The organism is Alcaligenes nematophilus (assembly GCF_026344155.1).
Classification (GTDB): Bacteria; Pseudomonadota; Gammaproteobacteria; order Burkholderiales; family Burkholderiaceae_B; genus Alcaligenes; species Alcaligenes phenolicus.
This window is the reverse complement of record NZ_JAPKMZ010000001.1, coordinates 528,521-544,130: the sequence shown is the minus strand read 5'-3', so window position 1 is coordinate 544,130 and position 15,610 is coordinate 528,521. Positions and strand designations below refer to the sequence as shown.

Annotated in this window: 14 protein-coding genes; 12 read left to right on the top strand and 2 right to left on the bottom strand. The window is 56.8% G+C overall.

The window, feature by feature from the left end:
* Nucleotides 1-120: 120 nt before the first annotated feature.
* From OSH04_RS02625 to trmD, 7 genes are all read left to right on the top strand, one after another.
* Entirely contained in the window at nucleotides 121-798 is a 678-nt protein-coding gene (locus OSH04_RS02625) for a GntR family transcriptional regulator (protein ID WP_238441771.1), read from the top strand.
* An 11-nt stretch (nucleotides 799-809) separates the two neighbouring features.
* On the top strand, nucleotides 810-1,742 hold the full coding sequence (puuE, locus tag OSH04_RS02620) for an allantoinase PuuE (RefSeq protein WP_266107900.1): 933 nt from the start codon (nucleotides 810-812) through the stop codon (nucleotides 1,740-1,742).
* Nucleotides 1,743-2,026: 284 nt separating this feature from the next.
* Complete coding sequence (alaS, locus tag OSH04_RS02615; protein WP_247966683.1) at nucleotides 2,027-4,654, top strand: alanine--tRNA ligase; 2,628 nt, start codon at nucleotides 2,027-2,029, stop codon at nucleotides 4,652-4,654.
* A complete protein-coding gene (locus OSH04_RS02610) occupies nucleotides 4,654-4,908 on the top strand; it encodes a sulfurtransferase TusA family protein (RefSeq protein ID WP_247966684.1) in 255 nt (84 codons plus the stop codon). Before alaS ends, OSH04_RS02610 begins: the two co-directional genes overlap by 1 nt.
* A gap of 136 nt (nucleotides 4,909-5,044) precedes the next feature.
* Nucleotides 5,045-5,305, top strand: coding sequence for a 30S ribosomal protein S16 (rpsP, locus tag OSH04_RS02605; RefSeq protein WP_009455906.1), 261 nt, complete (start codon nucleotides 5,045-5,047; stop codon nucleotides 5,303-5,305).
* Between the two features lie 33 nt (nucleotides 5,306-5,338).
* Complete coding sequence (gene rimM / locus OSH04_RS02600) at nucleotides 5,339-5,938, top strand: ribosome maturation factor RimM (protein WP_060185248.1); 600 nt, start codon at nucleotides 5,339-5,341, stop codon at nucleotides 5,936-5,938.
* An 88-nt stretch (nucleotides 5,939-6,026) separates the two neighbouring features.
* Nucleotides 6,027-6,785 carry a tRNA (guanosine(37)-N1)-methyltransferase TrmD gene (gene trmD, locus OSH04_RS02595; protein ID WP_060185247.1) on the top strand — a complete coding sequence of 253 codons (759 nt, stop codon included), beginning with the start codon at nucleotides 6,027-6,029 and terminating at the stop codon, nucleotides 6,783-6,785.
* Between the two features lie 72 nt (nucleotides 6,786-6,857).
* Here trmD and OSH04_RS02590 read toward each other — a convergent pair whose 3' ends face one another.
* A complete protein-coding gene (locus OSH04_RS02590) occupies nucleotides 6,858-7,826 on the bottom strand; it encodes a DMT family transporter (protein WP_266107899.1) in 969 nt (322 codons plus the stop codon).
* Nucleotides 7,827-7,902: 76 nt separating this feature from the next.
* On the opposite strand from OSH04_RS02590, the gene OSH04_RS02585 reads away from it, so the two are divergent.
* The gene (locus tag OSH04_RS02585; RefSeq protein WP_251196178.1) at nucleotides 7,903-8,775 is read left to right on the top strand and encodes a LysR family transcriptional regulator; all 873 of its coding nucleotides are present in this window, start codon (nucleotides 7,903-7,905) and stop codon (nucleotides 8,773-8,775) included.
* Nucleotides 8,776-8,968: 193 nt separating this feature from the next.
* On the opposite strand, the gene OSH04_RS02580 is transcribed toward OSH04_RS02585, so the two are convergent.
* The gene (locus OSH04_RS02580; RefSeq protein ID WP_266107898.1) at nucleotides 8,969-11,821 is read right to left on the bottom strand and encodes a valine--tRNA ligase; all 2,853 of its coding nucleotides are present in this window, start codon (nucleotides 11,819-11,821) and stop codon (nucleotides 8,969-8,971) included.
* 253 nt (nucleotides 11,822-12,074) lie between these two features.
* On the opposite strand from OSH04_RS02580, the gene ndk reads away from it, so the two are divergent.
* From ndk to ispG, 4 genes are all read left to right on the top strand, one after another.
* Nucleotides 12,075-12,500 carry a nucleoside-diphosphate kinase gene (ndk, locus tag OSH04_RS02575; protein ID WP_009455885.1) on the top strand — a complete coding sequence of 142 codons (426 nt, stop codon included), beginning with the start codon at nucleotides 12,075-12,077 and terminating at the stop codon, nucleotides 12,498-12,500.
* Between the two features lie 148 nt (nucleotides 12,501-12,648).
* Complete coding sequence (gene rlmN / locus OSH04_RS02570) at nucleotides 12,649-13,797, top strand: 23S rRNA (adenine(2503)-C(2))-methyltransferase RlmN (RefSeq protein ID WP_035272265.1); 1,149 nt, start codon at nucleotides 12,649-12,651, stop codon at nucleotides 13,795-13,797.
* Nucleotides 13,794-14,288, top strand: a complete 495-nt coding sequence (locus OSH04_RS02565) for a helix-turn-helix domain-containing protein (protein ID WP_035272268.1) — start codon at nucleotides 13,794-13,796, stop codon at nucleotides 14,286-14,288. Before rlmN ends, OSH04_RS02565 begins: the two co-directional genes overlap by 4 nt.
* Nucleotides 14,285-15,571: a flavodoxin-dependent (E)-4-hydroxy-3-methylbut-2-enyl-diphosphate synthase gene (gene ispG / locus OSH04_RS02560; protein WP_035272271.1), complete on the top strand. Its 1,287-nt coding sequence runs from the start codon at nucleotides 14,285-14,287 to the stop codon at nucleotides 15,569-15,571. The genes OSH04_RS02565 and ispG overlap by 4 nt, the downstream gene beginning before the upstream one ends.
* Nucleotides 15,572-15,610 lie beyond the last annotated feature (39 nt).

Here is a 15,610-nt window from a genome sequence, read left to right as displayed (position 1 = left end):
GGGGTACCGAATAATTGTCAATAGTCAATAACGAGAAATTCTATGCTTCAGATACGGCGGCAAGAGGGGATGAGCAGTGAATCCCAAGCGCCCAGCGCCTCCTCGCTGCTAGAGGGAGGCATGGCAGATACTGAGGTCGGGCGTGTTTATAGCCAGATCTTTGATGCGGTCGTTGACCGTCGTCTTTTGCCTGGAACCAAACTGACGGAAGCCACGCTGTGCACGATTTTCGAGTGCTCGCGGGCGACCGTTCGTGCGGCGCTGGCTGCCCTCGAACACGACAAGATTGTGGTTATCGAGCCCAATCGTGGCGCTTTTATCTGGAAGCCGACGGCCAAGCAGACACGGGATGTGTTTGAACTGCGACGAGACCTGGAAGCGCTGATTCTGAAAAAACTGATCAGCTACCCGGATCTGCCGGAGCGTTTGGCTGGCCTGTATGAAATGGTGGAACGTGAACAGCACGCTTTTGAACACGGCGACCGCATCAGCTGGTTGCGCCTGTCAAACGCGTTTCACGTGATGCTGGCGCGCTGCGCTGGCAATGATGAGCTGACCGAGTTGATGCACACCTTGTGCGCCCGCACCACGCTCATCATTGCCTATCACGACACACCGGGCGAACAGGCTTGCTCGTTTTACGAGCACAAAGAGATTTTGGACAAGCTTAGTCAGGGCGACGCCGACGGCGCGCATCTGGCTATGCATCATCACTTAAGTGATTGTGAACATCGCATGAGCGAAGCGGGTGATGGCAGTGCTGCTGATCCTTGGCTGGCCCTCAGCGTAAAACGCTAAACGGAGACGGTATGTCCTTGAGTAAGTACCCTCGTGACCTGGTTGGTTACGGTAAAAACGTGCCTCATGCACAATGGCCTGATCGGGCGCGCATTGCGGTGCAGTTTGTCTTGAACTATGAAGAAGGCGGCGAGAACTGCGTTCTGCACGGTGATCCGGGCTCTGAACAGTTCCTGTCCGAAATCATTGGTGCGGCGGCTTACCCGGACCGTCACCTGTCCATGGAATCCATTTACGAATACGGCTCGCGTGCCGGTGTCTGGCGGATTCTGAAAGAGTTTGAGAAACGCGGCTTGCCCATGACCATTTTCGGTGTGGGTATGGCGTTGGAGCGTCACCCCGAGCTGGCACAGGAATTCGTGCGCCTGGGTCACGAAATTGCTTGCCATGGCTACCGCTGGATTCACTACCAGAACGTGTCCGAAGAGGTGGAGCGCGAGCATATGCGCCAGTGCGTGAAAGTGCTGACGGACTTGCTGGGCCACCATCCCGAAGGCTGGTACACCGGCCGCGACAGCCCTAACACCTTGCGTCTGGTGGCAGAAGAAGGCCAGTTCCTGTACAGCTCCGATTACTACGGTGATGATCTGCCGTTCTGGACCGAGGTTCAACTCAGTGACAATACGGTCAAGCCGCAATTGATCGTGCCTTACACCCTGGATAGCAATGACATGCGCTTTGCGGCTCCTCAGGGCTTTAACACCGGCGATCATTTCTTCTCCTACCTGAAAGACGCGTTTGACGTGCTCTACGAAGAGGGTGAAGAAGCCCCCAAGATGTTGTCCATCGGTTTGCATTGCCGTCTGATTGGCCGTCCTGGCCGCTTCCGTGCCTTGCAGCGCTTCCTGGATTACGTGCAATCGCACGAGCGTGTCTGGGTTTGCCGTCGTGTGGATATTGCCCGTCATTGGGCCGAGCATCATCCCCATCAGCCCAAGGCCTGATCGAGGCAGGGCCAGGGTTCATGCCTCCTGGCCCATCAAGACGACATCCTGAATATGAGCAGGGTGCCTTCACATTCCGACTCGCCAGGGTCGGAATTGTTGTTTCTGCCCGCTGAAAACAGTACTATTTGACGCTTACGCAGCCGCTCGTACAGGGAGTGTGGCGTCCTGGCTTCTCACTGCTTTGCCGGGGCGGCAGGTGTTGTGCCAGCGCAGCGCGCGCATGGGCTGCAAGGCTGATCGTCTTATAATAGGCAGTTAAATTTTCCATCGCGTTGCATGTAATGAAAACCTCAGAAATTCGTCAGAAGTTTCTTTCTTTTTTTGAATCCAAGGGACATCACATCGTCTCCTCGGCTTCGCTGGTACCAGGCAATGACCCTACCTTGCTGTTCACTAACGCAGGGATGGTGCAGTTCAAAGATGTGTTCACGGGCAAGGAAACCCGACCCTACAACCGTGCAACCAGCTCTCAGCGCTGTGTTCGTGCCGGTGGCAAGCATAATGACCTGGAAAACGTGGGCTACACCGCCCGCCACCACACCTTTTTTGAAATGCTGGGCAACTTCAGCTTTGGCGACTACTTCAAGCAAGACGCCATTCGCTATGCCTGGGAGCTGCTGACGACGGTTTACAAGCTGCCTGCAGAGAAACTCTGGGTCACCGTCTATCAAGAAGACGATGAGGCCTACGATATCTGGGCTTCGGAAATTGGTGTGCCCAAAGAGCGCATCATCCGCATCGGCGATAAGGGTGGCGTACGCTACAACTCGGACAACTTCTGGCAGATGGCCGATACCGGCCCCTGTGGTCCTTGTTCGGAAATCTTCTACGATCACGGCGCTGACGTTTGGGGTGGCCCTCCCGGATCGCCTGAAGAAGACGGCGACCGCTATATCGAAGTATGGAATCTGGTGTTCATGCAGTTCGAGCGTTCCGCCGACGGCACCATGACGCCGCTGCCCAAGCCTTGTGTGGACACTGGCATGGGCCTGGAGCGTATTTCGGCTGTGCTGCAGCACGTGCATTCCAACTACGAAATCGACCTGTTCCAGTCTCTGATTCAGGCCGCCGCACGCGAAACCAAGACCAGCGACTTGAGCAATAACTCGCTCAAGGTGATTGCTGACCACATCCGTGCTTGCAGCTTTCTGATTATTGACGGGGTCATCCCCAGCAATGAAGGCCGTGGCTATGTGCTGCGCCGTATTATTCGCCGTGCCTTGCGTCACGGTCACAAACTGGGTCAGAAGGGCTTGTTCTTCTACCGTTTGGTACAGGACCTGGGTCTGACCATGGGCGAGGCCTACCCCGAGCTGATTAGCCAGCGCGAGCGTATCGAACAAGTGCTGCGCCAGGAAGAAGAGCGTTTCAGCGAAACCCTGGAAAACGGCATGCGCATTCTGGAAGGGGCTTTGGCCAACCTGCCAGAGAATGCCAAGCTGGACGGCCAGACGCTGTTTACCTTGTATGACACCTACGGTTTCCCTGTGGACTTGACTGCCGACATCTGCCGCGAACGTGGCATTGAGGTCGATCTGGACGGTTTTGAAGTTGCCATGGAGAACCAGCGTCAGATGGCACGCGCTTCGGGCAAGTTCAAAACAGCCGAAGGCCTGAGCTACTCCGGCGTGCAAACCCGCTTTGATGGTTACACCACCCTGGAAGGCAGCGGCACGGTTACCGCCTTGTATGTGGATGGCACCTCGGTGCAGTCCGTGGCCCAGGGCCAGCAAGCGGTGGTGGTTCTGGATGCCACCCCTTTCTACGCCGAATCCGGTGGTCAGGTGGGGGATGCCGGTATCTTGAGCGATGCCAAGGGCCTGTCCTTTGAAGTGCAAGATACTCAAAAGATTTCCAATCAGGTTTTCGGCCACCAAGGGGTGCTGAACGCGGGCACGCTGACAGTGGGCCAGACCGTTCAAGCCCAGGTGGATACCGAGCGTCGTGAGCGCGTGATCCGTAATCACTCGGCCACGCACTTGATGCACAAGGCCTTGCGTCAGGTGCTGGGCGGTCACGTGCAGCAACGTGGTTCCCTGGTGGACGCCGAAAAGACCCGTTTTGACTTTGCTCACGATGCCGCCATGACGGCCGAGCAAATCGCTCAGGTCGAAGCCATTGTGAATGAGCAGGTTCTGGCTAACCAGGCCGTGCAAGCCCAGCTGATGTCCTTTGATGACGCTGTTAGCGGTGGTGCCATGGCTTTGTTTGGCGAAAAGTACGGCGATGAAGTGCGCGTACTGGATATCGGCTTCTCGCGCGAGCTGTGCGGCGGTACTCACGTTCAACGTACGGGCGATATTGGCTTGTTCAAGATTGTCTCGGAAGGTGGTGTAGCCGCTGGCGTGCGCCGTGTCGAGGCCATCACCGGCACCAACAGCCTGCATTGGGTACAAGCGCAGGAACGCTTGTTGAACGACGCTTCTGCCAGTCTGCGTACGCAGCCAGAGGGTCTGGTTGCCCGTATCAGCGCCTTGCAAGGTCAGATCAAGGATCTGGAGCGCGAGCGCGAACAAATGCAATCCAAGCTGGCTGCTTCGGCAGGCCAGGATCTGCTGGCTCAGGCTGTCCCGTTGAATGACAGCAGCCGCTTGCTGGTTGCCACGTTGCAAGGCGTGGAAGCCAAAGCCTTGCGCGAAATGGCGGATCAGTTGAAGAACAAGCTGCAGTCTGCCGTGATCCTGCTGTCTATCGTGGCAGACGGCAAAGTCAGCCTGGTGGCTGGCGTGACGCCTGACCTGACCTCCAAGGTCAAGGCGGGTGAACTGGTGGGCTTTGTGGCCTCGCAAATGGGCGGGAAGGGCGGTGGTCGTCCTGACATGGCCATGGGCGGCGGTACCGATGCCAGCGTTCTGCCGCAGGCCAATGCTTCGGTGCAGGCCTGGGTTCAAAGTAAATTGGGTGCGTAATGACGATGTCCGAGACCGGCGCATTGCCCAACAGCGATCTGCAGGTTGATGCAAGTGGGCTGAAATGCCCCTTGCCCATCTTGCGTGCCAAGAAAGCCTTGGCACAGCTGGAATCCGGGCAAGTGTTGCAGGTCATCACGACCGATCAGCACGCCATTCAAGATTTTCAGGCTTTTTGTCGCCAAACTGGCAACGAACTGTTGGCTCAAGAGCAGCAAGCCGAAAAAACTCTGCATTTTTTACGCCGTCGTTGAGCCGACGGCGGTAGAATACTGCTTTGTCTGTTGCGTATCTAGCACTGAATCTGCTATCTTAGCGTGTTACTTTTGGCATGCTTGCCAGAATAGTGCTAGAATTTTTTGTTTACCTTACACAATAAAGGGATTATCAATGGTGGTAATTCGCTTGGCCCGTGGTGGCTCCAAAAAGCGTCCTTTTTACAACGTAGTAGCCGCCGAGGCTAGCCAACGCCGTGATGGTCGCTTCATCGAACGTCTGGGTTTCTACAACCCCGTTGCTGGCGAAGGTCATGAAAACCTGCGTCTGCAAATGGACCGCGTTAAGCACTTCACCGACAACGGTGCTCAGGTTTCGCCTGCTGTGGCTCGCCTGTTGAAAGAATACTCGGCTAAGGTTGCTTCGGCTGCCTAAGTTGATTCACCTGTTTTTTTAGCAGCGTTTAGTGTGAAGCAATCTGCGATTCCTGCTGACCTTGTTGAGCTCGGTCGTATTGTTTCCGCTTATGGTGTGCGTGGTTGGGTCAAGATCCAGCCGCATTCCATGCAAACCAAGGCGCTGCTGAATGCAAAGACATGGTGGTTAAAAACGCCCCGGCCTGAATCTCAGGCGGGCGTTTTTGCGTCTGTGTCACCCAGACAGATACAAACCGCAAAGCAGCATGGTGCAACCATCGTGGCGCAGTTTGAGGGTCTGGATAATCGAGAGCTGGCTCAAGCTCTCAAGGGGCATACCGTTTGGGTATCCCGTGCCGCTTTCCCCAAAGCGGACGAAGACGAATTTTATTGGGTCGATCTGATCGGCTGCCGCTTCTTTGGCGAGCAGGACGGCCAGGCTGAAAGCCTGGGCGAAGTGGTGGAAGTGCTGGATAACGGCGCGCATGCCATTTTGGTCGTGCACCGCGGCTCCTGGGATGCCGAAGGTGTTTTTACACCTGTAAAGGACGAACAGGGCAGGCCGCTTGAAGAGCTGGTTCCCTTTGTGCAAGCCATTGTGCATACGGTGGATATGTCCGCCCGCGAGCTGCACAGCCACTGGGCGATTTGATCGTTTCAATCCTGCGCACCTGCATGGCTCTGGCCTGACTGGTCGAGCCTTGTAAAGCGTATCCGCTTTTTCCTCTTGCCGAGTCCTCATGCGATTTGATGCCCTGACCCTGTTCCCGGACATGTTTGATGTGGTCAGCGAGGCTGGGGTTACCGGCCGTGCGCACAAACAGGGCATCTGGCAGATGCGGACCTGGAACCCGCGCGACTACACCACTGACGTGCACCGTACCGTAGATGATCGTCCTTACGGCGGTGGCCCAGGCATGGTCATGCTAGCTGACCCCTTGAATGATGCCCTGGATCAGGCTTTGGCTGATCGTGGCGATAGCCCGGAAGTAATTTTGCTAAGTCCCACAGGGCGACGCTTTGATCAGGCTGTGGCTCAGGAACTGGCTCAAGGTCCCGGTGCGGTTCTGGTTTGCGGTCGCTATGAAGGTATCGATCAACGCTTTATTGATGCGCGCGTCACCCAGGAACTGTCTTTGGGGGACTTTGTGCTGTCTGGCGGCGAAATTGCCTCGCTGGCGATTATTGATAGCGTGATTCGGCTTTTGCCCGGCGTGTTGAATGACGCTGACTCGGCTCGTCAGGACTCTTTCCATGCCGACAATAGCGGCTTGCTGGATAGCCCGCATTACACGCGTCCCGAGGTATACCGCGATCAGGCGGTGCCCGACGTGTTGATGTCTGGTCATCATGGTCGTATCCAGGCATGGCGGCGTGAGCAATCCCTGCGTTTGACAGCCTTGCGGCGGCCCGAGTTGATTGAGCAGGCCCGTCAGCGTGGCGAACTTAGCAAGGCAGACGAGCGCTTTTTGGCATCTTTGGCTTCCTTGAGCGAATAGCTTTGTTTAAAGCGTTCGCCAAACCTTAACGGTCCGTTTTTATGCGGGCCGTTTTGTATCTGGGTGACTTTGTTAGTCGTACTGGCCAAGCTGCAGTTGCGAATTTTCCGCAGGGGTGTTGTCCTTGGTATTCAGTGTCTGCCGTCCCCAGCTCATCAGGGCCATCCCGCTAATTGCCAGCAAACCTCCGCCGATCAAGGATGGGTTCAGGGTCTCCTTAAGCCACAGGCTGGACAGTAAAACGCCAAACAGCGGTACCAGGGCCAGATAGGCGCCTGCGGATGTGGCACCCAGGCTTTTCACGCCGTGCATATACCAGGCGAAGGCCAGAGCCGTTGAACCCAGGCCCAAGGCCAACACGCTGTACCAGGCTTGGCTTGGCGCATGGATCAGGCTGCCCCAGGCCGAAAGACCCTCCACCCCCAAGCTGCTGATGGACAGCAACACTGCGCCAATCAATGTGGTCATGCTGGTAGCGGTCAGAGAATCTACGGTGGTCAGTACGGTGCGGCCAATCAAGGTGTAGCTGACCCAGCACAGAGCACAGCCCAGTAATAGCCATTCGCCTATTCCGCTCTGGCCCGGCATGAGGCTGCTGATAGAGCCGGCACTCAGGGCATAGAGAGCCCCTGATACGGCCAGGATCACCCCCAGGCTCATCTTTTTGTTGACTGGCTCGCGAAACAACAAAGAGGCCAGAATCAGGATCAGGACCGGGTTCAGGGCAACGACCATGCTGGCCTTGCCTGCTGGCACCAGTTTCAGGGCCAGAAGAAAGAAAATTGAATAGCCAAATACCCCAAAAGCCGAGGCGTTAAGCAGACCTAGCCATTCTCGGGAGTCAAGTGTGCATAGGGCTTTCAGTCGGCCGCTCCAGCTCATCCAAAGCAGCAGTGCGACACTGGCAATCAGGAAGCGCAGACTGGCTGCCGCCAAAGGCGGCATGGCTTGCGCCACGACTCGGCCCCAGGGCCAGGAGGCCCCCCACAGAGCGGCCATGCCAATCAGACTTAGGTGTACGGAGTAGTTGGGAAATTTCATTAAAGCCACTATGGAGAAGATTTCAGCAGGGGTACTATTTACTTTTATTGCCTCATAGTCGAATGAGTAAACGCTCATGACCTTCACTCAACTAGAAATCTTTTCCGTGCTGGCCAGGATAGGCAGCTTTTCTCGAGCAGCCAGCGCCTTGGGGATTACGCAAAGTGCGGTCAGTCATGCGCTCAAGCAGCTGGAGGCCGATTTGGGTGTCTGCCTGTTTTCTCGTGGCCCGACCTCAGTGGAGCTGACAGAAGTGGGGGCTAAGTTGCTGCAACGTGCCAACGATATCCTGCAGCAGAAGGAGGCCTTGCATCAGGAGGCCTGCTACGAGCAGGGAATTGCCCGTGGCACCTTGCGTATTGCTTCTTTTGGGGCTTCCTCGTCCTTGCATTTGCTGCCGCATTTATTGGCTTGCTACAGGCAGACGCATCCCGAAGTGGAGGTGCAGATTGACGAGGGTATTGATAGTGAAGTGGCGCAGTGGCTGCTGGAGCGGCGTGTGGAGCTGGGCTTTGTGATCTTGCCAGATGATCGCTTTGACTGCTTGCCCTTGGCCCAGGATGAGCTGGTGGCCGTGCTGCCGGCAGAGCATCGTTTGGCCGTTTGCGCCCGTGTTTCTGCCAGTGACTTCCATGACTTGCCGTTTATTCGGACTGCGGCAGGCTCTGGCCCGCATGTAGATCAGTTTCTGGCGGCAGCAGGGGCGGTCCCCAGGACCTTGTTCCGCTTTGAGCAGTTGTCTTCCATGTTGGGCTTTGTCGCGCAAGGAGTGGCTGTGACCATCGCGGGCAGGCTGGCCTTGCCGGAGCCACCAGAAGGGGTGATTTATCGCAGCCTGGAGCCGTGTAGGCCTCGTGAAATTGCTCTGGCGGCTCTGAATTTCGAGCGGCTTTCTCCTGCTGCTCAGGCGTTTTTGCGGATAGCCCGGAAAATACATCACAAGAGGTGATGCGCTCAGGATGGCTTCTGTGCGCGACCGGTCTGCGCTGGTGTGATGCTCCTGTGTTCTTCTGTTTCGTATGAACAGGGAGGGTGTGTTACGAGTAATCGGAATAGTGCCGCTGGATTGAAGGACCATAGATGCAAAAAGGCCCTGCACTAGTGCAGGGCCTTTTCTCGTCACCGAGACCTGATTCAGGCGATTAGCCCAGACGCTCAAACTGCTGTTTCACCTTGGCCAGTGTCTCACCGAATTGAGCCACGCGCAGGCGCTCCTGTTCAACCACGGCGGCAGGTGCACGTTCTACAAAGCTGGCGTTGCCCAGTTTGGCTTCGGCCTTGTTGATCTCGCCTTGCAGACGTTCGATTTCCTTGGACAGGCGGATGCGCTCCGCTTCCACGTCAATCTCTACGTGCAGCATCAGCTGAGTGGTGTCGACCACTTGTACTGGGGCGCCGGCGTCGGTGGGCAGTTGATCCACGATGTCTACGCTTTCCAGTTTGCACAAGCTGGCCAGATAGGGGCTGTTGGCGCTCAGGATTGCAGCGTCACCTTGGGCAACCAGTGGCACGCGCTGAGCGGGCGAGAGGTTCATCTCGCCGCGCAAGGCGCGAATCGCGTCCACTTGGGCTTTCAGTTCTGCAACCTGTGCCATGGCCTGTTCATCAATGGCGGCCGGATTGGCGATAGGGTAGGGCTGGACCGAAATACTGGTGGTTTCATTGGCAGCACGTTTGCCAGCTACCACCGAGACTTTCTGCCACAGCTCTTCCGTAATGAACGGGATGATGGGGTGTGCCACGCGCAACACCACTTCCAGTACACGGATCAGGGTGCGGCGGGTGCCCAGCTGCTGCTCGGGCGTGCCGTTCTGGATCTGGGTCTTGGCCAGTTCCAGGTACCAGTCGCAGTACTCGTCCCAGACAAAGTGGTAGATGGCGTTGGCGACATTGTCGAAACGGTAGTCGGCAAAACCGCGCTCGGCGTCCTGTTCCAGGCCTTGCAGTAGGCTGATGATCCAGCGGTCTGCAAAGCTCAGTTCGGCAGCAGCGTCGGTGTGCAGTTCATGGCCTTCGGTGTTCATCAGCACAAAGCGGGTGGCGTTCCACAGCTTGTTGCAGAAGTTGCGATAGCCTTCACAGCGCTTCATGTCGAAGTTGATGTTGCGACCCAGGGTGGCGTAAGCGGCCATGGTAAAGCGCAGCGCGTCCGTACCGAACGCGGGGATGCCATCGGGATAGTCCTTCTTGGTGCGCTTGCTAATGCTTTGAGCCTGCTTGGGATTCATCAAGCCAAAGGTGCGCTTGTGTATCAGGCTTTCCAGGTCGATGCCGTCGATCAAATCCACCGGGTCAATCGTGTTGCCCTTGGATTTGCTCATCTTCTTGCCTTCCATATCGCACACCAGTCCGTGAACATAGACGGTGTTGAACGGAACGCGGCCGGTCAGGTGCATGCTCATCATGACCATGCGGGCCACCCAGAAGAAAATAATGTCGAAGCCAGTTACCAGCACGCTGGAGGGCAGGTAACGAGCCAGATCCGGGGTTTCTTCAGGCCAGCCCAGATCGGTAAAGGGCACCAGAGCAGAGGAGAACCAGGTGTCCAGTACGTCCTCGTCGCGGCGCAGTGGGCCGGTCACGCCAGCGGCACGGGCTTGCTCCAGAGCGTCTTCTTCGGAGCGGGCGACAAACAGGCTGCCGTCTTCGGCGTACCAGGCGGGAATCTGGTGACCCCACCACAGCTGACGGGAAATACACCAGTCCTGAATATTGTTCAGCCACTGGTTGTAGGTGTTGGACCAGTTGTCGGGGTAGAAGCGCACACGGCCATCGGCCACTACATCCAGGGCAACCTGGGTGATGCTCTTGCCGGGGTGCAGGGAATCTTCAGGTGCAGGCTTGCTCATGGCGACAAACCACTGGTCGGTCAGCATGGGTTCGATAACCGTATTGGTGCGGTCGCCACGTGGCACCATCAGCTTGTGTGGCTTGACGGCCTTGAGCAGGCCCTGGGCTTCCAGGTCGGCCACGATTTGCTTGCGTGCAGCAAAGCGCTCCAGGCCTTGGTAGGCTTCGGGGGCGGTGTCGGCAATGTGGGCATCCAGCGTCAGGATGCTGATCATTTCCAGGCCGTGGCGCTGGCCAACAGCGTAGTCATTGAAGTCGTGGGCGGGCGTAACCTTCACCACGCCGGTACCAAAGGCCGGGTCTACGTAGTCGTCTGCAATGATCGGGATGGAACGGCCAACCAGGGGCAGGGTAACGGTTTGACCGATCAGGCCGATATAGCGCTCGTCTTCAGGGTGCACCATCAGGGCAACGTCGCCCAGCATGGTTTCGGGACGGGTGGTGGCCACCGTCAGGTGGGTCAGACCGCCTTGAGGTGTGGTCAGCGGATAGCTGATTTCCCACAGATGGCCGTCTTCTTCCTCGCTGACCACTTCCAGATCAGACACGGCGGTGCCCAGCACGGGGTCCCAGTTCACCAGGCGCTTGCCGCGGTAAATCAGGCCTTGCTCGTACAGACGGACAAAAGTTTCCAGCACGCCACGGGACAGATTGTCGTCCATGGTGAAGTATTCGCGGCTCCAGTCACAGGACGCGCCCAGGCGACGGAACTGGCCGGTAATGGTATTGCCCGACTTCTCTTTCCACTCCCAGACTTTTTCCAGGAATTTCTCGCGGCCCAGGTCGTGGCGGCTGATGTTCTGGGCATCAAGCTGGCGTTCCACGATGATCTGGGTCGCAATCCCGGCGTGGTCGGTACCGGGAATATAGACCGTGTCGTCGCCTTTCATGCGGTGGTAGCGCGTCAGGCCATCCATGATGGTCTGATTAAAGGCGTGGCCCATGTGCAAAGTCCCGGTGACGTTTGGTGGTGGGGACTGGATCACAAAGGGTTCGGACTGATGATCACCCAAGGGCTGGACATGTTGGCCACCCTTGAAAAGGTCGGCTTGCTCCCAGCGCGCGTACCAGCGCGTTTCGATTTCCTGGGGTTCAAAGCTCTTGGATAATTGCTCGTCGGAGGTCGTAGCGGATGAGTTGGTCATGGTGATGCGGTCTGCCTGCCCCTTATTGCACGTTCAGTGCCAGATAGGGCGGGACTAATCCTGGGTAAAAAACGAATTTAAGATGCACTATTTTAAGATGTGGCCGTGCGTCTTTGGCGTGGTAAAATGCCGGGTTGCCGTAAATCTGATGAAAGTGCTTGTTTTCATTAAAAAATTTAGCGCGAACCGTCGGATCTGCATTTTGCTTTACGCAGCAAAGACTACACTATATTGTTCTTATTTGGATTTTCACATGGCTATTGAACGCACTCTGTCCATTATCAAGCCCGACGCTGTTGCTAAAAACGTGATCGGTCAGATTATTTCCCGCTTTGAAGGCGCTGGCCTGAAAGTGATCGCTGGTCGCCTGGTTCACCTGTCCCGTGGCGAAGCCGAGCGCTTCTACGGCGTGCACGCCGAGCGTCCTTTCTTCAAGGATCTGGTCGACTTCATGGTTTCCGGTCCTGTATTCGTACAAGTTCTGGAAGGCGAAGGCGCCATTGCCAAGAACCGCGAACTGATGGGCGCTACCGACCCCAAGAAAGCTGACGCTGGCACCATCCGTGCTGACTTCGCTGAAAGCATCGACGCTAACGCTGTTCACGGTTCCGACGCTCCTGAAACCGCTGCTGTCGAAATCGCTTTCTTCTTCCCAGAGTGCAACGTTTACAGCCGTTAATTCGTTAAACCGCGCAGTACTGGCGGCACTCTGAGCAAGACTTGCCCGGCACACCGGAATGGGTGTGCCGGGCAAATCCGCAAAAAGAGGCTTTTTTGCCCTCCTGCAAGAAAGTAATAGCCAGACCGCGTGAAGGTATTATTTTTTTATGTCATCGCTCGAACCTACTAACCTTCTGGGCCTGGGCCCGGAGCAACTTGTTGAACTGGTCGCCCAATGGGGTGGCAAGCCTTTCCGCGCGCGCCAATTGCAGCGCTGGATACACCAGCGTCAACAAGACGATTTTGGGCAGATGACGGATCTGGCGCGCGAGTTCCGCGAGCAGCTGACCGCTAATTGCGTTGTCACCGCGCCCAGCATGTCGCACGAACATATTTCTACCGACGGCACTCGTAAATGGCTGTTTGATGTAGGCAGCAATAACGCCGTCGAAGCGGTTTTCATTCCCGAGGACGACCGGGGCACCCTGTGTATTTCCAGCCAGGCTGGCTGCACGGTGGCCTGTCCATTCTGTTCCACGGGCTATCAAGGCTTCAACCGCAACCTGACGACCTCTGAAATCATTGGTCAGTTGTGGTTTGCTCGCCGTGCTTTGCTGAATGCGCCGGAAACCGCCCGTATTGGCGATGCCGAGCACACCAGCACACGTGTTATCAGCAATGTGGTCATGATGGGCATGGGCGAACCCTTGCTCAATTACGATCAGGTGCTCGGTGCCTTGCGCCTGATGCTCGATGACAATGCCTACGGTCTGTCGCGCCGCCGCGTGACGGTCTCCACCTCCGGGGTGGTGCCCATGATGGATCGTCTGGCCAAAGATTGCCCGGTCGCACTGGCCGTATCGCTGCACGCGCCCAATGATGCGTTGCGTGATCGCCTGGTGCCCCTGAACAAGAAGTACCCGCTGGCCGAGCTTCTGGATGCCTGTAATCGCTATCTGGAGCACGCGCCGCGTGACTTCATCACGTTTGAATACATCATGCTGGACGGCATCAACGATACCGACCAGCATGCGCAGGAACTGTTGGATATCGCACGCATTGTGCGCTGTAAATTTAATTTGATTCCTTTCAATCCTTTTCCGCAGTCCGGTCTGAAACGCTCTTCAGCTGCACGGGTCAAACAGTTTGCCCAACGGCTGATGGATGGTGGGGTGGTAACCACAGTGCGCAAGACGCGCGGCGATGATATTGCTGCCGCTTGTGGACAGTTGGCGGGCGATATTCGTGATCGCACCCGTATCGAACAACGTTTGCCTGATCGTGCTGTCATTCAAATCAAACAGGAACGTGCATGAGCGAGACTCTGGTCCCCTCCAACCAATCGGCTCCGGAAACGGACTCAGGTGTAGGCCCAACATTGCGTGAACTGCGTCTGGCGCGATCCTGTACGCTGAACGAAGCCTCCACTCGCCTGAAGTTTTCGGTTCGCCAGCTAGAGGCCCTGGAGGCCCAGGAGTGGGACCAATTGCCCGGTGGGCAGCCGTTGCGGGGCATGGTGCGCAATTACGCGCGCTTTCTGGAGGCCGACGTATCGGCTGTGCTGGTCATGCTGGAAGCTCAGGTCAGCGATACCGCTGCGCCCAAGCCCGTGCCGCGCAATCATTCGGGTGCGGGCTTGTCCAGTGCGGACTTGAGCCTGTATTCGGACTCGCGCGGCGGGTTTGGCTGGATCTGGATTCTTATCATTATTGTTTTGCTGTTGGTCGCTGGTTTTTACGCCATTGATCGGGGCTGGGTTCCCGAAGAGTGGCTGGTGTTCGATTGGCTCAAGGACTTGAAGAAATGACGCAGGGTCCCGAAACTCCCTCTGCTTGCCAACCTCTGCCGGTAGGCGCTCAACCCAAGCGGGTGACGCGTACGGTTGATGTGCGCTGGGGTGATCATGTTGTGAAACTGGGGGGCTCGGCGCCGGTCGTGGTGCAGTCCATGACCAATACGGATACGGTCGATGCCATTGCAACGGCTATCCAGGTCAAGGAACTGGCGCGTGCCGGTTCTGAAATGGTGCGTATCACGGTCAATACCCCCGAAGCGGCCCGTGAAGTGCCTGCCATTCGCGAGCAGCTGGACCGCATGGGCGTAAATGTCCCCTTGGTGGGGGACTTCCATTACAACGGCCATAAATTGCTGGCAGATTACCCCGAGTGTGCTCAGGCCCTGTCCAAGTACCGGATCAATCCGGGCAATATGGGCGGTGGCAAGCGCCGGGACGATAACTTCGCCAAGATGATCGAAATCGCCTGCCGTTACGACAAGGCTGTGCGAATTGGCGTGAACTGGGGCAGCCTGGATCACGAGCTGATGGCCCGCATGATGGATGAGAATAACGAGCGTGCTCATCCCTGGACGGCTCAGGCGGTGATGCGCGATGCTCTGGTTATCTCTGCCATCAGCAACGCCCAGCGTGCCGAGGAACTGGGGCTGTCGGGCAATCGTATTGTTCTGTCCTGCAAGGTCAGCCATGTGCAGGACCTGATCACCGTCTACCAGGATTTGTCGGCTCGTTGTGACTACGCCTTGCACCTGGGTTTGACCGAAGCGGGGATGGGCAGCAAGGGGATTGTGGCTTCCACCGCCGCCTTGGCTGTCTTGTTGCAGCAAGGCATTGGTGACACCATTCGTATTTCCCTGACTCCTGAACCCGGTGGCGATCGTGCTCGTGAAGTGGTGGTGGCTCAGGAAATCTTGCAGACCATGGGTTTGCGTGCTTTCACCCCTATGGTGGTGGCGTGTCCGGGTTGTGGTCGCACCAGCAGTACGGTGTTCCAGGAGCTGGCCAACGATATTCAAAGCTATTTGCGTGACCAGATGCCTGTTTGGAAAGATCTGTATCCCGGCGTGGAAACCATGAACGTCGCGGTGATGGGCTGTGTGGTCAATGGTCCGGGGGAAAGCCGCCACGCCGATATTGGCATCAGCTTGCCAGGAACCGGGGAAGTCCCTTCGGCACCCGTCTATGTGGATGGCGAGCGGGTGGTGACCCTGAAGGGTGATACTATCGCTCAGGAATTTCAGACCATTGTCCAGAATTACGTTGAGCGCCGCTACGGCAAAACATCAACGGTTTGATCAACACGCTTGTCAGTCTATGGCGAGCAAACCATTAGA